A 21,215-nucleotide genomic window follows, 5' to 3' on the forward strand; every position below is an offset into this window, starting at 1 on the left:
GGCAATGGTGACCAGAGAGACTGTAACAGGAATATAGCGAATCAAAATAAGCCTCGATATTTATGGATTGTAATGTGTTGTTTATTAAGGCTTGAGAATATAGGGTGGGATTGTGACAGAATTATTTCCAGATGGATTTTTTGTGAAATAAACAAGGTGAAATTAGATTAGGTTTATTTATGGAATATATTTTTTCTCTCACGTTAAGTCATATTAATCATTCGCCATATTAATCTTTAACATCCCGCTCGCGGCAGCAGGATGTTATTTTATTTTTTGATCCGGCAGTCATTTTGCTCAGTTCAGTAGCCGACCTTATAGATTCGTCCGTTCTGAATGCCTTCCACGCTGCGGCGGTAGGCCTGGGCCACGCTGGCGGCGGGGACGCTCTCAAAACCGGGGAAGAAACCATCGTAGGCTGCCGCCGATTCGGTCAATACGGTGGGGCTAATCAGGTTAATACGCATACCGCGCGGCAGTTCGCAGGCGGCGGCGCGAACGAACCCTTCCAGCCCGGCGTTCACGGTGGTGGCATTGACTCCCTGCGCGATGGGCTCATGGGCAACTATCCCGCTAATCAGCGTAATAGAACCGCCGTCGTTAAGATAATGCTGCCCGGTCAGCGCCAGACGAACCTGCCCCAATAGCTTATCCTGCAAGCCCTGGTTGAAATCGTTATCGGTCATGGTTTCCAGAGGACCAAAGAACAGGTTGCCGGTGGCGGAAACAATTGCGTCTATCCGGCCAATGTTTTCAAACAAACCCTGCACGCTCTCTTGCGAGGTGATATCAACCTGATAGTCGCCCTGAGTGCGGCCGACGCGAATAACTTCATGGCGCTGACTTAATTCTTGCGCAACGGCGCGGCCAACGGTACCGCTGGCACCAATAATGATGATTTTCATAGCAGACTCCTTAGAACCTATCTCATTAGGCTATTTTATTTGCTGGTTTGGCCCTGGGCAGTGCTCAAAATCCTCACGTACTACGTGTACGCTCCGGTTTTTCCGCTCTGTCCGTGTCCAAACCATCGGCAACAATTACGCCTACTGGGATAGGCTCTTTAATGTGGTGAGCCTCTATTCTTTAATAAAACAGATATCGGATAAACTGGCGAAAAGTTCGATGATTACTAACCAGGAGTTTGTAATATGGATAAGCTGCGGGCGATGGAGGTCTTTATTACGGTGGTGGAGTGCGGAAGCTTTACTGAAGCCGCATCGCGCCTTGAGATGTCGGCGGTCATGGTGGGTAAATACATCGCGCTGACTGAGCGCCAGCTAAATACCCGTCTGCTGGAGCGCAACACTCGTCGTCAGAGCCTGACCGATGCCGGGCGAGTCTATTTTGAAGAGGCGAAACGCGTCCTTGAGCAGGTTTCGATTGCCGAAAGCTCGGTGGAGCGACTACGGGTAGCGCCAGCGGGCACGCTGCGGGTGAGCGCGCCGACGTCGTTTGGTGCCTGCGTCATTGCCCCACTGATCGCGACTTTTCTGCAAGCCTGGCCCGATGTGCGGGTCGAGCTGGATCTGACTAATCGAATGGTCGATCTGGTGGATGAAGGCATTGATCTGGCGATCCGCATCGGTGAGATCCATACCGACGATCTGGTGGCAAAATATCTCGCGCCTTACCGGATGACGATCTGCGCCGCGCCCGACTATTTAGCCCGCCACGGTACGCCGAATACGCCTGCCGATCTGGCCGATCATCTCTGTTTATCGCATACGGTGTGGACCGCGCGCAACGAGTGGAAATTACCGGGAGCTGAGGAGGGGATCCGCTGGAAGCGTGACGCAATTCTGCGCTGCAATGATGGTTATGCCCTGCGAATGGTGGCGATTGCTGGAGCCGGGTTGCTGCTCCAGCCGGAAGTGCTGCTGGCCGACGCGCTGGAGTGCGGCAAGCTGGTTCGTGTGCTAGAGGATTATACGCCGCAGCCAAGACCGGTTCATTTACTCTGGCGGCAAGATTTGCGCCCGCTGCCGAAGCTAACGCGTTTTGTTGAGCATCTTCTGCAGGGGCAGCAGTAGAACAGCGGCCCGCCTTTGCGGCGGGCAATCTGTTTAATCGCGTAGCGCATGACGCCAGTCGGCGATCAGATCCTGTGGATCTTCAATCCCTACCGACAGACGAATCAACTGCGGAGTAATGCCGTTAGCTAAACGCTGCTCCAGCGGAATAGATGCGTGGGTCATGCTAAACGGCTGGCTCACCAGGCTTTCCACGCCGCCGAGGCTCTCCGCGAGGGTAAACAGCTTCAGCTTGCGGATGATCCGTTCGGCATAGCCGTCGTCGCCTTTGACCACCACGGAGATCATCCCGCCGGGGAGCGCCATCTGCTTGCGCGCCAGCTGATGATGCGGATGCGAGGCCAGCCACGGGAACCACACCTTTTCGACCTGCGGCTGCTGCTCCAGCCACTCGGCGAGCAATAATGCATTACTACTGTGGCGCTCCATACGCAGGGCCAGGGTACGAATGCCCCGCAGCGTCAGGAAACTGCTGAACGGATCAAGCACTCCGCCCACCGCGTTTTGTAGATAGCCTAGCTTTTCCGCTAGCGTTGGGTTATCTCCGACGACCGCCAGCCCGGCAACCACATCAGAGTGGCCGTTAAGATATTTGGTCGCCGAGTGCACCACGATATCGAAGCCCAGTTCCAGCGGACGATGGATAACCGGCGAAGCAAAGGTGTTGTCGGTGACGCTGATAATATTGTGTCGCCGCGCAATGGCGGCAATGGCGCGGAGGTCAGCCAGCTTAAGCAGCGGGTTAGTCGGCGTTTCGACCCAAATCATCCGCGTTTCGGGCTGAATGGCCGCTTCAATGGCCGCCAGATCGTCCGGCTTCACCCAGCTCACCCGCAGACCGGCGCTGCGGCGGCGAACGTTTTCTATCAGCCGATACGTGCCGCCGTAGACATCGTCGACGGCGACCAGGTGGCTGTCTTTATCGAGCAGTTCAAGTACGGTAGAGATTGCCGCCAGACCGGACGCAAAGGCGAAGCCGCGCGTACCGCTTTCCAGGTCAGCAATGGCCGTCTCCAGCGCGTGGCGGGTCGGGTTACCGCTGCGCGAATATTCGTAACCAGTATGCTGGCCCGGCGCGGGCTGGGCAAAGGTGGAGGTCGCGTAGATGGGCGGCATCACCGCGCCGTGTTCGTCGGTAAAGGTGCCGCTATGTACGCTCAGGGTATGCAAATTGGTCATTGTTAAATCCTTAATGTTCGAGTCGGTTACGCCAGGTGGTCAGCACATCGCTGCGGGTAATAAGGCCAAGAAAACGATCGTTGTCGGCGATGATGGCCACCAGGCCGCGATCGAAAATGGCTTTCAGCGAGCTTTCTGGTGCATGTTTATCCAGGGTTTCTACGTTGCGGGTCATCGCTTCTCTCACGGGTAGAGAAAAGCGCCGGCTGTCGCCCTGGACATGGCTAATCAGATCCCATTCGTCTACGATGCCGACCACGCGGCCCTTTTCTAGCACCGGCAACTGCGAGATGTCGTAAAGGCGCATACGGGCGAGGATCGCGGCCAGCGTGTCGTCCGGCGCGGCGGTGACGGTGGCCCCTTCATCGTGGCGCAGGGCGATAAAGTCACTGAGATCGCCGCGCGAAGGGCGACTCAAAAAGCCCTGCTGGCGCATCCAGTCATCGTTAAACATTTTTGATAGATATTTGTTGCCGCTGTCGCAGGCGAAGGTCACCACACGTTTGGCGGAGGTCTGTGCCCGGCAGAAGCGCAGGGCGGCATTAAGCAGAGTGCCGGTTGAAGAGCCCGCCAGAATGCCTTCAACCTGCAACAGTTCGCGGGCAGTGGCGAACGCCTCGCTATCGGTGACGCGGTAAGCATTTTTGACTTCTTCAAGGTGGGCCAGCGGCGGAATAAAGTCTTCGCCGATCCCCTCAACCAGCCAGGATCCCGTTTCGCCGTAGCGCCCGGTTTCGACCTGGTCCGCCAGAATGGAACCCGCCGGATCCGCCAGGATAAATTCCGTTTTAGGCGAATGCTCAGCAAACCAGGCCTGTAGCCCACCGAGAGTCCCGCCGGAGCCGACGCCAACGACGATAGCGTCAATATTACCCTCCAGTTGCTGAAAGATTTCCGGGGCGGTGGTAGTGGTATGGGCCAGCGGATTGGCCTCGTTATTAAATTGGTCGATATAAAAAGCGCCTGGCGTTTCGTCGGCAAGGCGGCGGGCGTAGTCCTGATAGTAGGCTGGATGGCCTTTATTGACGTCCGAGCGGGTAAGCAATACTTGCGCCCCCAGCGCACGCAGATGGAATATTTTCTCGCGGCTCATTTTGTCCGGCACGACCAGAATCAGGCGGTAATTTTTCTGCGCTGCAATCAGCGCCAGACCCAGGCCGGTATTCCCGGCGGTGGCTTCAATAATCGTGCCGCCGGGTTTTAATTTCCCCTGTCGTTCGGCTTCATTAATCATCGACAGCGCCACGCGGTCTTTTATCGAACCGCCGGGGTTTTGATTTTCCAGTTTTAAAAACAGGCTACAGGGGCCGCTATCCAATTTATGCAGCTGGAGCAGGGGAGTGTGGCCAATAAGGTCGCTAACGGAATGAAAAACTGACATGACATTTTACCCATTCGTACCAAGATGATTTGAATGGTAGGGCTGAAAAATTGACATTTTAAAGAACTTTTGTCTGCGTCTAAGCGCAAAAAGGAATATAAGATGCTATTTAGACGTCCGGAGGGAAAGGTTGTTAGCCGCCTGGGCGTGTCGATTTCCAGAATAGGGCCTTTTTGGTGTATTTTTCACCAAATTATGGTTTTTTTCCGCTGCTTTATGTTTGTTTCAGGAAAGGATTGCCAAAAATAATCGATGGTAGTCTGAGCCGAATCCTTAGACGTTGGTGTAAATATCAAACCCGGATATATTGGATTGATATCTGTCGACAGCAATTCAGGTAAGAAAAAATTGCACAGTAAAGTATGCTCACTTGCTTCAATAAACAGCCTGTATCAGGAAACTATATTCCAGAAATATTATCCCGGAAAAGCGACGTAGGAGAAAGTAGCCTGGAACGATCCAGTTAACAAAATAAGAACATAATTCATACCCGAAGGATATATACATGTAATGATTCAATAGTAACCAGTTACAAGGAAGCTAATATGAATAAAAACGACATGAGTCCTTTACCCACCAATACCCATGAGTGGTTTTTTAACCGTAACAGCATCATCATCTTGCTCGATATTATTCTGTTTATCGTTCTCTACAACACGCTACCCTATGAGCCGAAAGTGGTCATGGGGCTGAGTATGCTCGCTTTTATCGCCGTGTTATGGCTGACAGAAGCGCTACACGTTACCGTTACGGCGGTGATAGTTCCCGTCATGGCAGTGTTGCTTGGGGTATTCAATACTCAGGCAGCGCTAAATAGTTTTGCAAACTCAACGATATTCCTTTTCCTCGGTGGCTTTGCTCTGGCTGCAGCGATGCATGTGCAGGGGCTGGATAAAGTCATTGCCGATAAGGTATTAGCTATGGCGCGGGGTAAAATGAGCCTCGCTGTCTTTATGCTGTTTGGCGTGACGGCCTTACTGTCAATGTGGATCAGTAATACCGCGACGGCGGCAATGATGATGCCGTTAGTATTGGGTATATTGAGCAAAGTAAATGGCAAAAGCAGCCATTCGACCTATGTGTTTGTGCTCCTCGGTATTGCATACAGCGCAAGTATTGGGGGGATGGCGACAATCGTCGGTAGTCCGCCAAACGCGATAGCTGCAGCGGAGGTTGGACTCTCCTTCTTTGATTGGATGAAGTTCGGTTTCCCGGCAATGATCATATTACTTCCTGTCGCTATTGCGATTCTTTACCTCGTGTTCAGGCCCGAACTTAAGGGAACCTTCGAAACGAACACTGAACAGGTCGATTGGGATAAAGGCAAAGTTGTCACCCTGGCTATTTTTGCGCTTACCGTATTCTTCTGGATTTTCAGCGGACCCATTAACGACCTGCTGGGCGGTTTTAAATCCTTCGATACCATTGTGGCTTTAGGCGCCATTATATTAGTCAATTTCGCCCGGGTGGTTCACTGGAAGGATATAGAGAAAACGGCTGACTGGGGCGTGCTGTTATTATTCGGCGGCGGTATCTGCTTAAGTAATGTGTTGAAAGAGACGGGCACCAGCTTGTTCCTGGCAAACCAGATTAGCGGGATGGTTGCTCATATGGGGATATTTATCATTATCCTGGTGATTGCAACATTCGTGGTGTTTTTAACGGAGTTTGCCAGTAATACGGCCAGCGCCGCTTTGCTCATTCCTGTGTTTGCCTCAGTTGCCGAAGCTTTCGGTATGTCTCCTGTCATTCTGTCGGTATTGATTGCCATTGCGGCCTCATGCGCTTTTATGTTGCCCGTAGCGACACCACCAAACGCTATTGTTTTCGCCACTGGCCATATCAAACAGCAGGAGATGATGCGTGCCGGTCTGTTTTTGAATATCGCTTGTATTATCGTTCTGACTGGATTTAGCATGTTATTTTGGGTGTAATTTAAAGCCAGCACAGCGGTTATTGTTGACCGCTGTGTTTTTAATCCAGTCAGTTATTACTCTGTGCTCATAAAAATCATGAATATTAAAATTTTATTTTTTAATTATATTCAGGATGGAAGGTCTGATTATGTTACGGGTGGCTTTTTTTGATGTTATAGAGTACGAAACGAAAAAACCTTTAGAAATTCGATTTCTCTTTGACCCGAAAAACCACGAAGACCCAGCGGCGATACATCGTTTCCTAACCGGGGCGATACCAGCACGCCATCACTGAGCCTCAGCGGCAAATGGCTCAAAGAAGCCGGGTTTGATGCCGGGCGCGGCGTAACTGTCAGCATTGCTGGTGACTGTATTGTGCCGATCCCGGATAACGATGAAGTATATGAACTACGTACGCAGATTAAACAAGTGAAGAGGATATATACCCTAAATAATTCGAGTTGCAGGAAGGCGGCAAGTGAGCAAATCCCCAGGAGCTTACTCAGGTAAGTGACTGGGGTGAACGAAAGCAGCCAACGCACATGCAGCTTGAAGTATGACGGGTATAAAGGTGATGACGGTGGGGGAACTCAATTTGCTTTGATAGGTATTTAATATTATTTCCAAAAAGCAAAAATGGGGCTGATGACTTCTTATTGACAGGCAATGACACAATTTTAGTTACAGTCTTGTCTCATCAGCTCCGGTGACTGAACGATGGCTGGCTTAACCATACTGGTTAAGCCGTTCTCTTTTCTTTAATGCGTGTTTATTGATTGAATAAGCCCAGACCGGGCTTCCCTCAACTCATCTTTTGCCTCTTGTAGCTTCCTTTCTTTTTTTCTGATCTTATCCGGTTTGCCGGATGCTTGAGCACGACGAAGTTCTGCCATTCTCTCACTGACTTTTTCTTCTTTCTCCGCTACTTTTTCCTGCCATCCGGAAGTGATTTTATTATCTGTACAGTAGAGTCGAGTTTTTTTTAGCGCTCTCTCCAGTCCCTCGACTCTATGTATATTTCCGTACGTTCTGGCATATTCTAGCTGTTTTTGGATTCGGTACTCTTTTTCTGCGCAGCCATGTAGAGTATTAGATGCAGTGGCTATGCCTGAAAACATAGCGTTGAGTAAGAAAAAACAGGCTAATGGTTTTATTATATACTTCACGATAAATCCTTCATCGATAGGGTAAAAACAATATCTGATTTGTAAATATATAACTTAAAATGATGTCATGAGTGTGAAAGATATTCAACGTCCATGTGATTAAGAATGTTCCTAAATGGTTTTTTTATGTTATTTATTTTTTTAGGTGTGATTTTTTTATAATATCCGGCTTTTCAGCTTTATAAGTGTGCAGTTAGATAATCTCTGTTTATACCTGTAATACTTCAAGCTGCACCTTTGTTGGCTACCTGCGCTTATCCCGGTCTACATTCCCAGGGATGCACTTAGTTGCCGTCGCGATGCAATCAGAACTATTTAGGGTATATGTCGCCCGTATCTTGCAAGTGCATGCTTTATTTTCATCTATATTGAACTTAATGGTTTGTATTGATTAGTATCATATAAATTAAAATATGAAAGTTGAGCGATTTATAATGACTTATTCTTGATACGGGGCAGTAAGGGGATTTTTGTTAGCGATAAAACGGATTGTACCCGTTTTATCGCTCTTTACGAACTGATTACAGATTGCTGGCAGCATATTGTTCTGGTCTGCGAATCCTGGCTTCGGTCTCTAATATAATGGCATCTATTTCAGCCATAAGTCGTTCGTGAGCCACATCTGGGCGGCATTCCCCGAAAGCAAAAATGGGGGTCTTTAAAATAGTGGTACCCAGACTCGGACTACTGCCGGAGGCGTTGAACAGCGCGTTTGCCGTGCTGGCCCCGAAGGGGTAAGCCGCTGTGTGGCAAATAATCGAATGTAGTTAGATGAAGAGTCTGTTTTTCCAAAAGCAAAAACCCGCCTTTTGGGCGGGTTCTTTAAATAGTGGTGCCCGGACTCGGAATCGAACCAAGGACACGGGGATTTTCAATCCCCTGCTCTACCGACTGAGCTATCCGGGCAACGGGGCGCATTAAACCTGATTCGCCGCACCTCGTCAACGAAATTTATCTGTTTCGCAGCAGACTGAACAATCTATCACCACATTGAATCAAAAGCACGCATCTTCATGCGAAAAACGTCACCCAGGCTACGGAAATCGGCATTGCCAGCACCAGGGCAGGTAGCATGTTCACTACGGCGAACATTTTAATTCCACAGATGCGCAGTCCGGTTGCGACCAGCAGCATTCCTCCTACGGCGCTGAAATCCGCCATCATCATCGGCGTGGTCAGAGGCATAATCAGCGATGCGCCGGCTACCAGGGCGAGCTGAATTGCCAGCATCGGCACGCAAATGGCCGAAACGGCCAGCCCCAGGGTGCAGGCAAAAATGGTGGCAGTAAAGAAGTCGAGAAACGCTTTGGCGATAAGAATGCTGTTGTCGCCGGTCATCCCTTCGCGCATTGCGCCGAAAATCCCGGTTCCGCTGGCGCAGAACAGCACGATAATCGCGACGTAGCTTTGAATATAGGACTCGTGCGCTGAGGCCTTTTTCTGTCCTTTTTTTGGGGAGAGTAGCTGCTGGAGCTTACTGACCAGCATATTGATACCCTTTTCCATATTGCACACTTCGCCGAGCAGCGCGCCCACCAGCGTTGAAAGCACCATCACCGGCAGGTTGGCGCATTTGATTACCAGCAAAATGCCGATGCCCAAAGATGCGAGACCAAAAATAGAGGTCATCGATGTACGGATCCGTTCCGGTAATCGCTGACTTAAGAGTGAGCCGAGCACGCCGCCCAAAAGGACCGCGCTGGCGTTAATAAATGGCCCTGTAACCAAAGCAAAACTCCTGTTAATTATCCCTAATGACTGCATTATTATGACGTGAAACTGGCTAAAAGGCTTGTGTATCCGTGAGGTGACTGCATACGTATTTCATCTTGCGCACCCTATATAAAGGTGACATGATTGCGCGAATTTTCTCCTCTCCAGACATGAGGCTGCCGGGATGACAACATTGCCACGACATCACCGTTGCGTACAGATGCGCAGACAGCCTCGTCTTGCTACCCTTACTCTGAACCCTCTGCCCACCATGCGGTGAGCGTAACGTATGCTCACTGCAGGACAACAGTAAGAGCGGACGCGGTCTGCTTTTACTGATGTCTGGCGGTCGGAGCTGGGATCCAGTCAGACCCTGACAGTTCGTTGGCCAGAGCGTACTTGCCCTGGCTGAAGCCTTTTACTCTCCGGAAACGGGTATTCGCGCTCATGAAATCAATGCACATTGCCGCCAGCCACGAGCTGGTATCCCGCCTGTCAACCCACCGTCGCGTGGTGACCCTCGACAGTACTGATTTTACCGATGTGGCGGCAGTCGTCATTACCGCAGCGGAAAGCCGCAGCGGCATCCTTTCGTTGTTGAAACGCACGGGCTTTAACCTGCCGGTCTTTCTTTTCAGTGAAGTTGACCATGAAAAACCGCAAGGCGTGATGGCGATTGTTAGCGGTAAAGAACAGGAGTGGCTGGAGCTGGAAGCCGCCGCCTGCGGCTATGAAGAAAACCTGCTGCCGCCGTTCTTCGATACCCTGACCCAGTACGTGGAGATGGATAACAGCACCTTTGCCTGTCCCGGTCATCAGCACGGCGCGTTCTTTAAGAAGCATCCGGCAGGACGGCAGTTTTTCGATTTCTTTGGTGAGAACGTCTTTCGCGCCGACATGTGCAACGCCGACGTTAAGCTCGGCGATCTGCTGATTCATGAAGGTTCGGCCAAACACGCGCAGAAGTTCGCCGCGAAGGTCTTTAACGCTGATAAAACCTATTTTGTCCTTAACGGCACCTCGGCGGCGAATAAGGTGGTGACCAATGCGCTACTGACCCGTGGCGATCTGGTGTTGTTCGACCGTAATAACCATAAATCAAACCATCACGGCGCGCTGATTCAGGCGGGAGCGACGCCGGTTTATCTTGAGGCGTCGCGCAATCCGTTTGGTTTTATTGGCGGGATTGATGAGCACTGCTTTGATGATGGTTACCTGCGCGAGCTTATCCGCGAAGTGGCTCCGCAGAAGGCGGATGCCGCGCGTCCGTTCCGCCTGGCGATTATCCAGTTGGGCACCTACGACGGCACCATCTACAACGCTCGTCAGGTGGTGGATAAAATCGGCCATCTGTGCGACTACATCCTGTTTGACTCCGCATGGGTCGGCTACGAACAGTTTATCGACATGATGGCCGACACCTCGCCGCTGCTGCTGGATCTTAACGAAAACGATCCGGGCATTTTTGTCACCCAGTCGGTGCATAAACAGCAGGCCGGGTTCTCGCAAACCTCGCAGATCCACAAAAAAGACAACCATATTCGCGGCCAGGCCCGTTTTTGCCCGCATAAACGATTGAACAACGCCTTTATGCTGCATGCTTCAACCAGCCCGTTTTACCCGCTTTTCGCGGCGCTGGATATCAACGCCAAAATCCACGAAGGGGAGAGCGGACGCCGCCTGTGGGCCGAATGCGTGGCGCTGGGCATCGACGCGCGCAAGGCGATTATCGCCAACTGCAAAATGATCCAGCCGTTTATTCCGCCGGTGGTGGCAGGGCGTCCGTGGCAGGATTATCCAACTGAAGCCATCGCCAGCGAGCGCCGTTTCTTCAGCTTTGAGCCGGGAGCGCGCTGGCACGGCTTTGAAGGCTACGCCAGCGATCAGTATTTCGTTGACCCCTGCAAGCTGCTGCTGACCACGCCAGGCATTGATGCTGAAAGCGGCGAATATACCGATTTCGGCATTCCGGCAACTATCCTGGCGCATTATCTGCGTGAGAACGGTATTGTGCCCGAGAAGTGCGACCTGAACTCAATTCTGTTCCTGCTGACGCCCGCCGAAAGCGCGGAGAAGCTGGCGCAGCTGGTGGCGATGCTGGTGCAATTTGAACAGCATATCGAATCCGATACGCCGTTGGCCGACGTGCTGCCGACCATCTTTAACAAGTACCCGGTGCGCTATCGGGATTATACCCTCCGTGAGCTGTGTCAGGAGATGCATGACCTGTACGTTAGCTTTGACGTGAAGGATCTGCAAAAAGAGATGTTCCGCAAGCGGAGCTTCCCGCGCGTGGTGATGAACCCGCAGGATGCCAACCGCGAGTTTATCCGCGGTAACGTTGAACTGGTGCGCTTAAGCGAAGCCGAAGGGCGGGTGGCCGCGGAAGGTGCGCTGCCGTATCCGCCGGGCGTGCTGTGCGTGGTGCCTGGCGAAATCTGGGGCGGCGCGGTGTTGCGTTATTTCCTGGCGCTGGAAGAGGGCGTCAATATGCTGCCTGGCTTCTCACCGGAGCTGCAGGGGGTTTATAGCGAAACGGACCCTGATGGTATTAAGCGGTTGTACGGATATGTGCTGAAAGCATAAACCGGGACCAGGCATTGTGCGCGTATTTTTGCCGGATGGCGGCTAGCGCCTTATCCGGCCTACAAATTCTGTAGGTCCGGTAAGGCGCCAGCCGCCACGGGCAATGACTATCAGGCGTTCTGCTGTGCGGCAGCAGGCTGCCTGACGTGTTTGTACTTAAACAGCGCAACGAATGCGAAGGCCAGCACCAGCGAGTAGCCAGCGAAAATTAGCCATACGCTCTGCCAGTCGGTAATCCCTTCGACGGTGAAGTGCTCTACGACTTTGCCGCTCACCATCCCGCCAAGTATGCAGCCAAAACCGTTGGTCATCATCAGGAACATCCCCTGAGCGCTGGCGCGGATTTCCGGGCGAACCTCTTTTTCCACAAATACCGAACCAGAGATGTTGAAGAAGTCGAAGGCGCAACCATAAACGATCATCGACAGCACCAGCAGCACGGTGCCGAACGGGGTTGGGTCGCCGTAGGCGAACAGGCCGAAGCGCAGCATCCACGCCACGATACTAATGAGCATCACGTTCTTGATGCCATAGCGGCTGAGGAAGAACGGAATAGTCAGGATAAACAGGGTTTCCGAGATCTGCGAAATCGACATCATCACCGAGGCGTGCTGCACGATAAAGCTGCTGGCGAACAGCGGATCTTTATCAAAGCTGTGCAGGAAGGTATTGCCGAACATATTGGTAATTTGCAGCTCGGCACCCAGCATCATTGAGAAAATGAAGAAGATTGCCATACGCTTGTTTTTAAACAGCGCGAAGGCATCGAGGCCCAGCATTGAGGTCCAGCTCTGATTCTTCTGCTGATTAGCCACCGGAATATGCGGCAGGGTGAAGGTGAACAGCACCAGCACGACGGAGAGCGCCGCGCCGATATACAGCTGCATATGGCTCAGTTCGAAGCCAGAGAAGCTTACGCCCCACATCGCAAAGATAAAACCGATGGTGCCCCAGATACGAATCGGCGGGAAATCGGTCACGATATCCATGTCCGCAGACTGCAGGCGGTAGTACGAAATGGTGTTAATCAGGCCCAACGTCGGCATATAGGCCAGCGAGTTGAGCAAGATGACCAGGAACATTTCGCCCGGCGTGGTGACCTGAGCGGCAAGCCACAGCGTCAGCGCGCCGACCAGATGGCAAATGGCATAAACCCATTTGGCGCTGATCCATTTATCGGCAACGATACCGAGCAGCGTCGGCATAAACACCGCCGCGATACCGAGCGAACTATAAACCGCGCCAATGGCCGCACCGTCGAACTTGAGGGTGACGAACATATATGAGCCGAGCGTGGTCAGCCAGCTTCCCCAGAGACAGAACTGCAGGAACGACAGTATTTTGAGCTGCAGCTTAAGATTCATGTGTTGATCCTCACGGATATAGAATTGTTATGTGTTTTAAATAACATTTATGGCGTTATTTTGGTTGGATTCTATCATTTATGCGATGGATGCTTTTGTTAACTGCCGCAGAAAATCGCAAAAGAGTTGCGCAGCAATATTGGGTATAGCAGAAGAGAAACGCCCTTGAAGAAACAAGGGCGTTGGTGAGGATTACTTGCGGCGGTAGCCTTTTTGCGCGGTGTTAACTTTGTACAGATAACGGCGCGACTCGGCGGATGGATGACGACTGGTGATGGTCTGATAGACATCGCCCGGCGTCATGTTGTTGATGATATTTGCAGCCTGAATTTTATCGCTGGAGAACACCCGCAGTACGCTGCCTGCACCGCCGTTATAGGCGGTAATCACCGCATAGCGACGTGATGTTGGGTTCTGGATGCCCGACAGATAGACGTTGTTCAGCATCGCCAGGTAGGCGGTGCCGGTATCGATATTATTCGCCGGTTCGAACAGATAGCTACGGCTTGGCAAGCCAGATTTCCCCTGCGAACGGAATACGTCTTTCCCGGCGCTGTGCTGCACCACCTGCATCAGCCCCAGTGCGTCGGCGTGGCTGACCGCGTAGGGGTTGAAGGAGGACTCGGTTTGCATAATTGCCAGAATCAGCGACTCATCAACGCCATACTTGCGTGAGGCCTGGCGAACCATGCCAATGTATTTATGCGCACGCTTGTCGAGGTGGTTCGGCACAAGGTTAATGGTGATGCTGTAGATCATCCGCGGGCCGTTGCTGCGGCTTTTCATGCGCGTTTGCAGCAGGTAGTCGGCGAAGCGCGCGGCGCGCCACTCCCAGCGAATAGATTCACCGGTATTATCGACGACCTGGCCGTACAGGAACGGCTCTTTCGAAATCTGGATGTCATCGACGTCGGAATAGAGATCGATGGAGTTAGGGTCGTCGCCCATCAGCAGGGTTTTAATAATAGCCTGGCGCAAGCGCCCGGCAGGGTCGGTCCCGGCAATAGTCTCGACAGTAATCGTACCTTCATCAAAGTTGATGTGGCTGCGGGTCTGATACTGATCGGTATATTTAACGTAGTCTTTCGGCCCGGCGAGCAGGACTTCGTTATAACCCCAAATGTTCTCGATATTATGGGCGAACTGGCCCATCAGAATGTCAAAGCCGTTAGTGTCCTTCACCCACGCCTCGTTATACTCGGCGCCTTTTTTGGTAGAGCTGGAACACGAAACGAGCAAAGGCGCAATCAGCGCTAGCGCTAAGTATTTTTTCATCATTCCGGGAGTGCGTGTTGTGTTTGTTGTGGTAAAGGGCCCGTCAGGCCCTTACTGTTTTTCTGGCGGCGTATAGCCTTCGATATGGACGTCTTTACCTTCAAACAGGAACTGGACCATCTCCTGCTCCAGCAGTTTGCGGTGCTCTGGGTTCATCATGCTGAGTTTTTTCTCGTTAATCAGCATCGTCTGTTTATGCTGCCACTGGGCCCAGGCGTCTTTGGAAATTTCGTTATAGATACGTTTGCCCAGCTCGCCAGGATACAGCTGGAAATCCTGGCCATCTGCTTCACGCTGCAGGAAAGTACAAAAAATCGTTCTGCTCATTCTTAATCCTCTTTAATCGCCTGAAAGTTAAACCGGTGCTCCGGCCTTCAGCTGTTGCAACAAGCGCTCCACGGGGGCCGCCAGGCCAACGGACGGCGGCTGCGCTAAGTTATACCAGAGTGCGCCGCCTTCATCCATGCATGCGCCGGATGAGTGCACTGTAAGCCACATCGGCACAATATCCAGATGGAAATGGCTGAAAGTGTGGCGGAACGCGGTTAATTGCGTCAGATTATCTGCCTTAATCTGGCGCTGCGCCAGCCACTCACGTAGCGCAGTTTCATCCTCAAACTGCGGGAAGCAGAACAATCCTCCCCACAGACCCACCGGTGGACGCTGGGAAAGAAACACCTCGTCGCCATGCTGCATCAGCAGGAAGTAGCCGGTTCGCTCGGGGATCGTCTGCTTCGGTTTTTTGCCCGGATATTGAGTCCATGAATGATTGGCGTAAGCCACGCAGCCGTTATTCAACGGACAAAGCTCGCATTTTGGCTTTGAGCGCGTACACACTATCGCCCCGAGGTCCATCATCGCCTGGTTGAAACGCTCCACACCTTTTGCTGGCGTGACGTCCTCGCTGATATCCCACAGGCGTTTCTCAACCTCTTTTTTTCCCGGCCAACCGCTGACAGCATAGCAGCGTGCGAGTACGCGTTTTACGTTGCCGTCGAGAATCGGATAATGCTGACCGAGAGAAAGGGACAAAATCGCCCCCGCCGTGGAGCGACCCACGCCCGGCAGTGCGGCAACCTCATCAAAGGTTTGCGGGAATTTGCCGCCATGCAGGGAGGCGACCTGCTGCGCTGCTTTATGTAAATTGCGCGCGCGGGCGTAATAACCTAGTCCGGTCCACAGATGCAGCACTTCATCAAGAGGGGCGTTCGCCAGGTCGGTAACCGTTGGGAAGCGCGCCATAAAACGTTCAAAATAGGGGATGACCGTCGCCACTTGCGTTTGTTGCAACATCACTTCGGAGAGCCATACTTTGTAGGGCGTCTTAGCGATTTGCCAGGGCAGGGTTTTACGTCCGTATTTGTCGTACCAGTCCAGTACCTGGGCTGAAAATTGCGCGGCGAGAAAAGTCAAAGCGACGGCTCCGGGATAGTTATTATAAGGTGGCAGATTGCAGCACAAGGGCGAGAGGCTGTAAACCCTTGCATCCGCCGGGTAACTTTGGATAATGCCCGTTTTCCGAACACTCTCACAAGCAGACTTAACTTTTATGAAAAACGACGTCATATCTCCGGAATTCGATGAAAACGGTCGCCCGCTGCGCCGTATTCGTAGCTTCGTCCGTCGTCAGGGCCGCCTGACTAAAGGGCAGCAGCACGCGCTGGATAATATTTGGCCGGTGATGGGCGTTGAGTTCAACGATGCGCCGCTTGATTTCGCCGCGCTGTTTGGCCGTGAAGCGCCGGTCACGCTGGAGATCGGTTTTGGTATGGGCGCTTCGCTGGTGGCGATGGCGAAAGAGAAACCGGAGCAGAATTTCCTCGGTATTGAAGTGCACTCTCCCGGCGTCGGCGCTTGCCTGGCTTCTGCTGAAGAAGAGGGTGTGCAAAATCTGCGCGTGATGTGTCACGATGCGGTCGAAGTGCTGCACACCATGATCCCGGATAACTCCCTTAATATGGTGCAGCTATTTTTCCCTGACCCATGGCATAAAGCACGGCATAATAAACGCCGTATCGTTCAGGCGCCTTTTGCCGAGCTGGTGAAAAGCAAGCTGAAGCTGGGCGGCGTCTTCCATATGGCGACCGACTGGGAGCAATATGCGGAGCATATGCTGGAAGTGATGTCTTCCCTTGAAGGGTATCGCAACCGCTCTGAGAGCAACGACTATGTACCGCGCCCGGAATCGCGCCCGGTAACCAAATTTGAACAGCGTGGTCATCGTCTTGGCCACGGCGTATGGGACTTAATGTTCGAGAGGGTGAAATAATGGCAACGAATCGTAGCCGTCGTCTGCGTAAAAAAATGCATATCGACGAATTTCAGGAAGTCGGTTTTTCCGTCGCGTGGCGTTTTGCGGAAGGAACCAGCGAAGAGCAGATTGACCAGACCGTCAACGATCTGATTAATGAAGTGATTGAGCCGAATAAGCTGGCGTTTGACGGCAGTGGTTATCTCTCCTGGGAAGGTCTGATCTGCTTGCAGGAAATCGGCAAATGTACCGAGGAGCACCAGGCCATCGTGCGTAAATGGCTGGAAGAGCGTGGGCTTACCGATGTGCGCACCAGCGAACTTTTTGATATCTGGTGGGACTAAGTTTGACAAGGGTCGGCAACTGCCGGCCCGTTTTGTCTTAAGGGAGTTAAATGATGCGCAAAACGCTGTTAGCAGTGGCGCTTTCCGTCACCGCTTTGTCTGCACATGCAGATTACCAGTGTAGCGTCACGCCGCGTGACGATGTCATCCTCAGCCCGCAGCAGGTGCAGGTGCAGGGCGAAAACGGCGATCTGGTGATTCAGCCGGATGGCAGCCTGACTTACAACGGAAAAGCGTATTCCCTGAGCGCTGCACAGCGCGAGCAGGCCCAGGATTACCAGGCCGGTCTGCGCAGTAGCCTGCCGTGGATTGATGAAGGCGCACGTACGCGGGTAGAAAAAGGCCGCGCCGCGCTGGATAAAATTATTACCGAACAGGTGGGTGCCAGCAGCAGCATGCATAGCCGCCTGACTAAGCTTGATGCACAACTGAAAACGCAGATGGCCCGCATTATCGAGCATCGCAACGATGGGCTGACTTTCCACTATAAAGCCATCGATCAGGTACGGGCCGACGGTCAGCAGCTGGTGAATCAGGCGATGGGCGGGATCCTGCAGGACAGCATCAATGAGATGGGGGCGAAAGCGGTCCTCAAAGGTGGCGGTAACCCGCTGGAAGGGATCCTCGGCAGCCTCGGTGGCCTGCAAACGGCCATTCAGAATGAATGGAAAAATCAGGAAGCAGACTTCCAGAAGTTTGGTAAAGATGTCTGTAGCCGCGTGGTTTCCCTTGAGGATAGCCGCAAAGCGTTGGTGGGTTCGTTAAAATAAGTTTTATACCCGTCATACTTCAAGTTGCTTGTGCGTTGGCCACGCTCGTTCACCCCAGTCACTTACTCCTGTAAGCTCCTGGGGATTAATGAGAGGCTCCTGCCTCTCACCGGAGGCCAGCCTTCGGCTGGTCAAATTCGTTCCCGACGAATTTGTCTCTCGCTTGCCGCCTTCCTGCAACTCGAATTATTTAGGGTATATTCCGCTACCTGCGCCCGCAGGTAGCAAAATCAGATTCTGTTTATCCTTCCTGCTGTCGGCAACTCCTTATGATGCATCCTGTGCCCATAAAAAAGGAATTTGCTGATGAAACATGCCTGGAAAACGATCGCCCTCTTGCTTATTGCTTCCCCTTTTCACGTGCTGGCCGATGCTAATACGCCAACGGATGAGGTGGTTAAACAACAGTTTGCCAAACAATCAGGTGGAATCATGCGCCTGACAAGCGTGACTCTGAAGCAGCTTGACGCTGTGGGCAATCAGGCGACGTATATGCTGGAAGGGGATATGGCCGCCACGGACGATCTCTATATTCGGGTTGGCATTGCCGGGGATTACTTTTTTTATGAAAGAGCCTGGGCCAAAGGGCGTCCGGTAAAGTTTTCCGCCATGATGACCGCCGTAGGAACGAAAGATTCCGGTTGGAAAACCGAATTCTTCTCGATGCAGATGGCGGCGAAAAATGGCGGAAGGCCATTCCGGGAGACAGAAGATCTGAGCAAATCGTTGATCGTCAATGACAGCAGCTTTATGGCGCAATTTGCAAAAATTGACGCCAGCTTCGCCGCAAGCAAAGTCACGATGCAGAAATTGCAAAAGCAACAAGACGCGCTGAAAACCGAGATGACGGCGTTAGATGAGCGAATTAACCATTCCTGGGGAACGGATGCCAATGGCAAGCCGCTTGACCGCAGCGCCGTACAGCAGGCGATGCTGGAAAAAATGTACGTGGTCGACCGGCAGAACGATCCGCTTAAGTTCGAGAATAACTACTACAAAACCGTATATGAGCCCGCGCTTGCAGCCTGTCAGAAAAAAGCGGTTTGCGACGCTGCACCACTGCGCGCCGAGCGCGATGCTGTGCTCAATGAGCAGAAGGCGAGTTATTATCGCCAGCACAAAGAGATGAGTGAAAATATTAAAACCGAGATGGCTGCGCGGGACAAAAAGGTTGAGCCTTTGCAGAAGAAAAAAGGAGAACTCAACGTTCAGTCAATGGACCTGAGGACTCGCTACCGGGAACTGGAGCGCGACTATAAATTCTGGCAAGAGGGGCTTGAGAGAATGCGTCGTGAAGGGGTTATCAATTAGCAAAGTAAAAGCCCCCTTCAGAAGCCGCCGATATTTAAAGCCGATTTGTCATCAGGGAGGCGAACCTCCCTTTAACAGTATGTTACATCAGCCCCAGCATCTGCGGAACAAACAGCGAGATCTGCGGGATATAGACAATCATCATCAGTGCGATCAGCAGTGCGGCATAGAACGGCAGCAGCGGTTTGATTAGCTGCTGAATCTTAACGCCGGAGATGGAGCAACCGACGAACAGCGCGCTGCCCACAGGCGGCGTCAACAGCCCGATACACAGGTTGGCGACCATCATGATACCGAAGTGCACCGGATCCATACCCAAGTCCTCGGCGATCGGCAGGAAGATAGGGGTGAAGATCAGCACCGCAGGGGTCATATCCATAAAGATCCCGACGATCAGCAGCACGATATTAATCAGCAGCAGAATCACTACCGGGTTCTCGGAAATTCCCATCAGCGTATCGCTAATCATGTAAGGAATATCGGCGTTGGTCATCGCCCACGACATGCCAACAGAGAAGCCAATCAACAACAGCACGATAGAGGTCATCACCACCGATTCAAGAATTAGCTTCGGCAGGTCCCGCCATTTCACTTCGCGATAAATCAGTACTGAGAGAATAAAGGTGTAGACCACGGCAATAGCAGAGGCTTCGGTGGCGGTGAAGATGCCGCCGAGGATCCCGCCCATGACGATGATGACCAGCAGCAGGCTGGGCAGCGCGTCGAAGAAGGCTTTTGCCGCCTGAGCGCAGGTCGGACGTTCAGAAACCGGGTAGCCGCGTCGTTTAGCGATGATGGCGCAAACTATCATGATGGACAGGCCCATCAGGATACCCGGCAGGTAGCCGGCCATAAACAGTGATGCTACCGAGACGCCACCTGCGGTTAAAGAAAAGACAATCAGCACGTTTGATGGCGGAATTAACAGGCCCGTGATACAGGAGGAGACGTTAACCGCCGTGGAGAAAGCCGGATCGTAGCCTTTCTGCGTCTGGATAGGGTGTAAGGTTCCGCCTACCGCCGCGGCAGCGGCGACCGCGGAACCAGAAATGGAACCGAACATCATGTTCGCCAGCACGTTAACGTGGCCCATCGAGCCCGGTACCCGGCCGACCATGACCTGCGCCAGGTTTATTAAGCGTATGGCAATCCCGCCGCTGTTCATCAGCGTACCGGCAAAAATAAAGAACGGAATAGCCAACAGGGCGAAGTTATCCAGGCCGTTCGCCAGGCGTTGAGAAACGGTAATCACTGCGATATCCCAGGGGAACATCAGCAGCATCGAACCCACGGTAGCGATACCAATGGAAAAAGAGATCGGTACGCCAATAAAAACCAGAATAAAGAAAGAGCCGAATAGCGTCAGTGCGATATAGCCTTCCATTAGTTTGCTCCTGCTTCAGAGTGCTTCATGTTTTTCAAACCGTTGCTGATAAAGCACAGCGCGTAAAACATCATAATGACGCCGGTAAGCGGCAGGATGAGGTACACATAGCCCATTGGGATCTGCATCGCTGCGGAGACCTGAGCGGTCGACAGCGTTTTTTCAATCAGCTTCACGCCGCCGGTAACAATGACTGAGCCAGCAAAAATAAAGATCAGCAGGTTAATGATGACGCTGAGAAGCGCCTGTTTGTTTGGCTTCAGCGTCATTGCGAGTAAATCGATAGCCAGATGACGTTGAGCGCCGACCGTGTAAGCCGCACCCAACAGGCCAACCCAGATCATCAAAAAGCGCGCCAGTTCGTCGGTCAGAGTACTTGGCTGGTTTAACACGTAGCGGCTGAACACCTGCCAGACGACGCAGACAACCAGCGCCACCATCACGGCGACGGAGAATGCGGCGATCACGCGGTCCACCGCCAGTTTTATGCGGTTAAGTATCATCATTAATTTCCTGGTAAAAACGGGCCAGAAGCTGGCCCG

At 52.4% G+C, this 21,215-nt stretch carries 19 protein-coding genes and 1 tRNA gene; 8 read left to right on the forward strand and 12 right to left on the reverse strand.

The window, feature by feature from the left end; genetic code table 11:
- Positions 1–302: 302 nt before the first annotated feature.
- Positions 303–905: a short chain dehydrogenase gene (locus ACMYSL_RS04315; protein ID WP_304253610.1), complete on the reverse strand. Its 603-nt coding sequence runs from the start codon at positions 903–905 to the stop codon at positions 303–305.
- 246 nt (positions 906–1,151) lie between these two features.
- On the opposite strand from ACMYSL_RS04315, the gene ACMYSL_RS04320 reads away from it, so the two are divergent.
- On the forward strand, positions 1,152–2,033 hold the full coding sequence (locus ACMYSL_RS04320) for a LysR substrate-binding domain-containing protein (RefSeq protein ID WP_434661501.1): 882 nt from the start codon (positions 1,152–1,154) through the stop codon (positions 2,031–2,033).
- 33 nt (positions 2,034–2,066) lie between these two features.
- On the opposite strand, the gene ACMYSL_RS04325 is transcribed toward ACMYSL_RS04320, so the two are convergent.
- A complete protein-coding gene (locus tag ACMYSL_RS04325; RefSeq protein WP_434661503.1) occupies positions 2,067–3,212 on the reverse strand; it encodes a trans-sulfuration enzyme family protein in 1,146 nt (381 codons plus the stop codon).
- A gap of 10 nt (positions 3,213–3,222) precedes the next feature.
- Positions 3,223–4,593 (reverse strand): pyridoxal-phosphate dependent enzyme, encoded by a 1,371-nt coding sequence (locus ACMYSL_RS04330; protein WP_434661505.1) that lies wholly within the window; start codon positions 4,591–4,593, stop codon positions 3,223–3,225.
- A gap of 545 nt (positions 4,594–5,138) precedes the next feature.
- Here ACMYSL_RS04330 and ACMYSL_RS04335 point away from each other — a divergent pair.
- Positions 5,139–6,527 (forward strand): SLC13 family permease, encoded by a 1,389-nt coding sequence (locus tag ACMYSL_RS04335; RefSeq protein WP_434661507.1) that lies wholly within the window; start codon positions 5,139–5,141, stop codon positions 6,525–6,527.
- Positions 6,528–6,800: 273 nt separating this feature from the next.
- Positions 6,801–7,019, forward strand: a complete 219-nt coding sequence (locus ACMYSL_RS04340) for a SymE family type I addiction module toxin (protein ID WP_434663943.1) — start codon at positions 6,801–6,803, stop codon at positions 7,017–7,019.
- Positions 7,020–7,267: 248 nt separating this feature from the next.
- Here the strand turns inward: ACMYSL_RS04340 and ACMYSL_RS04345 are convergent, their stop codons facing one another.
- The 3 genes from ACMYSL_RS04345 to ACMYSL_RS04355 all read right to left on the reverse strand — a co-directional run bounded on the left by ACMYSL_RS04345 (position 7,268) and on the right by ACMYSL_RS04355 (position 9,403).
- A complete protein-coding gene (locus ACMYSL_RS04345; protein ID WP_434661509.1) occupies positions 7,268–7,675 on the reverse strand; it encodes a DUF1090 domain-containing protein in 408 nt (135 codons plus the stop codon).
- A gap of 830 nt (positions 7,676–8,505) precedes the next feature.
- Positions 8,506–8,581: transfer RNA gene (locus tag ACMYSL_RS04350), tRNA-Phe, on the reverse strand.
- 105 nt (positions 8,582–8,686) lie between these two features.
- Positions 8,687–9,403 (reverse strand): DUF554 domain-containing protein, encoded by a 717-nt coding sequence (locus ACMYSL_RS04355; RefSeq protein ID WP_181484874.1) that lies wholly within the window; start codon positions 9,401–9,403, stop codon positions 8,687–8,689.
- A gap of 432 nt (positions 9,404–9,835) precedes the next feature.
- Between ACMYSL_RS04355 and ACMYSL_RS04360 the strand changes: the two genes are divergently transcribed.
- Positions 9,836–11,974 carry an ornithine decarboxylase gene (locus tag ACMYSL_RS04360; protein ID WP_434661512.1) on the forward strand — a complete coding sequence of 713 codons (2,139 nt, stop codon included), beginning with the start codon at positions 9,836–9,838 and terminating at the stop codon, positions 11,972–11,974.
- A gap of 110 nt (positions 11,975–12,084) precedes the next feature.
- Here ACMYSL_RS04360 and ACMYSL_RS04365 read toward each other — a convergent pair whose 3' ends face one another.
- From ACMYSL_RS04365 to mutY, 4 genes are all read right to left on the reverse strand, one after another.
- Positions 12,085–13,338, reverse strand: coding sequence for a nucleoside permease (locus ACMYSL_RS04365; protein WP_182234924.1), 1,254 nt, complete (start codon positions 13,336–13,338; stop codon positions 12,085–12,087).
- Positions 13,339–13,530: 192 nt separating this feature from the next.
- On the reverse strand, positions 13,531–14,616 hold the full coding sequence (gene mltC, locus ACMYSL_RS04370; protein WP_167492723.1) for a membrane-bound lytic murein transglycosylase MltC: 1,086 nt from the start codon (positions 14,614–14,616) through the stop codon (positions 13,531–13,533).
- Between the two features lie 48 nt (positions 14,617–14,664).
- Positions 14,665–14,940 carry an oxidative damage protection protein gene (locus tag ACMYSL_RS04375; protein ID WP_182234923.1) on the reverse strand — a complete coding sequence of 92 codons (276 nt, stop codon included), beginning with the start codon at positions 14,938–14,940 and terminating at the stop codon, positions 14,665–14,667.
- A gap of 27 nt (positions 14,941–14,967) precedes the next feature.
- Positions 14,968–16,026 carry an A/G-specific adenine glycosylase gene (gene mutY / locus ACMYSL_RS04380; RefSeq protein ID WP_434661515.1) on the reverse strand — a complete coding sequence of 353 codons (1,059 nt, stop codon included), beginning with the start codon at positions 16,024–16,026 and terminating at the stop codon, positions 14,968–14,970.
- A gap of 136 nt (positions 16,027–16,162) precedes the next feature.
- Here mutY and trmB point away from each other — a divergent pair, with 136 nt between their 5' ends.
- From trmB to ACMYSL_RS04400, 4 genes are all read left to right on the forward strand, one after another.
- Positions 16,163–16,882 (forward strand): tRNA (guanosine(46)-N7)-methyltransferase TrmB, encoded by a 720-nt coding sequence (gene trmB / locus ACMYSL_RS04385; protein WP_110273072.1) that lies wholly within the window; start codon positions 16,163–16,165, stop codon positions 16,880–16,882.
- Positions 16,882–17,208: a YggL family protein gene (locus ACMYSL_RS04390; protein ID WP_110273073.1), complete on the forward strand. Its 327-nt coding sequence runs from the start codon at positions 16,882–16,884 to the stop codon at positions 17,206–17,208. Before trmB ends, ACMYSL_RS04390 begins: the two co-directional genes overlap by 1 nt.
- 50 nt (positions 17,209–17,258) lie before the next feature.
- On the forward strand, positions 17,259–17,978 hold the full coding sequence (locus ACMYSL_RS04395; RefSeq protein WP_434661518.1) for a DUF2884 domain-containing protein: 720 nt from the start codon (positions 17,259–17,261) through the stop codon (positions 17,976–17,978).
- A gap of 306 nt (positions 17,979–18,284) precedes the next feature.
- Positions 18,285–19,289, forward strand: coding sequence for a DUF1202 family protein (locus tag ACMYSL_RS04400; RefSeq protein WP_434661520.1), 1,005 nt, complete (start codon positions 18,285–18,287; stop codon positions 19,287–19,289).
- Positions 19,290–19,371: 82 nt separating this feature from the next.
- Here ACMYSL_RS04400 and ACMYSL_RS04405 read toward each other — a convergent pair whose 3' ends face one another.
- Positions 19,372–20,673, reverse strand: coding sequence for a TRAP transporter large permease (locus ACMYSL_RS04405; protein WP_434661522.1), 1,302 nt, complete (start codon positions 20,671–20,673; stop codon positions 19,372–19,374).
- Positions 20,673–21,176: a TRAP transporter small permease gene (locus tag ACMYSL_RS04410; protein ID WP_110273076.1), complete on the reverse strand. Its 504-nt coding sequence runs from the start codon at positions 21,174–21,176 to the stop codon at positions 20,673–20,675. Before ACMYSL_RS04410 ends, ACMYSL_RS04405 begins: the two co-directional genes overlap by 1 nt.
- Positions 21,177–21,215: the final 39 nt, after the last annotated feature.

The organism is Klebsiella sp. MISC125 (assembly GCF_051131775.1).
GTDB lineage: Bacteria > Pseudomonadota > Gammaproteobacteria > Enterobacterales > Enterobacteriaceae > Klebsiella.

What these genes read in the sequence shown, in the direction of transcription:
- ACMYSL_RS04330 (WP_434661505.1), bottom strand. Translation starts at nt 4,593, where the DNA reads ATGTCAGTTTTTCATTCCGTTAGCGACCTTATTGGCCACACTCCCCTG.
- trmB (WP_110273072.1), top strand. Translation starts at nt 16,163, where the DNA reads ATGAAAAACGACGTCATATCTCCGGAATTCGATGAAAACGGTCGCCCG.
- ACMYSL_RS04410 (WP_110273076.1), bottom strand. Translation starts at nt 21,176, where the DNA reads ATGATACTTAACCGCATAAAACTGGCGGTGGACCGCGTGATCGCCGCA.
- ACMYSL_RS04395 (WP_434661518.1), top strand. Translation starts at nt 17,259, where the DNA reads ATGATGCGCAAAACGCTGTTAGCAGTGGCGCTTTCCGTCACCGCTTTG.
- ACMYSL_RS04335 (WP_434661507.1), top strand. Translation starts at nt 5,139, where the DNA reads ATGAATAAAAACGACATGAGTCCTTTACCCACCAATACCCATGAGTGG.
- mltC (WP_167492723.1), bottom strand. Translation starts at nt 14,616, where the DNA reads ATGATGAAAAAATACTTAGCGCTAGCGCTGATTGCGCCTTTGCTCGTT.
- ACMYSL_RS04320 (WP_434661501.1), top strand. Translation starts at nt 1,152, where the DNA reads ATGGATAAGCTGCGGGCGATGGAGGTCTTTATTACGGTGGTGGAGTGC.
- ACMYSL_RS04400 (WP_434661520.1), top strand. Translation starts at nt 18,285, where the DNA reads ATGAAACATGCCTGGAAAACGATCGCCCTCTTGCTTATTGCTTCCCCT.
- ACMYSL_RS04390 (WP_110273073.1), top strand. Translation starts at nt 16,882, where the DNA reads ATGGCAACGAATCGTAGCCGTCGTCTGCGTAAAAAAATGCATATCGAC.
- ACMYSL_RS04405 (WP_434661522.1), bottom strand. Translation starts at nt 20,673, where the DNA reads ATGGAAGGCTATATCGCACTGACGCTATTCGGCTCTTTCTTTATTCTG.
- ACMYSL_RS04375 (WP_182234923.1), bottom strand. Translation starts at nt 14,940, where the DNA reads ATGAGCAGAACGATTTTTTGTACTTTCCTGCAGCGTGAAGCAGATGGC.
- ACMYSL_RS04325 (WP_434661503.1), bottom strand. Translation starts at nt 3,212, where the DNA reads ATGACCAATTTGCATACCCTGAGCGTACATAGCGGCACCTTTACCGAC.
- ACMYSL_RS04360 (WP_434661512.1), top strand. Translation starts at nt 9,836, where the DNA reads ATGAAATCAATGCACATTGCCGCCAGCCACGAGCTGGTATCCCGCCTG.
- ACMYSL_RS04315 (WP_304253610.1), bottom strand. Translation starts at nt 905, where the DNA reads ATGAAAATCATCATTATTGGTGCCAGCGGTACCGTTGGCCGCGCCGTT.
- ACMYSL_RS04365 (WP_182234924.1), bottom strand. Translation starts at nt 13,338, where the DNA reads ATGAATCTTAAGCTGCAGCTCAAAATACTGTCGTTCCTGCAGTTCTGT.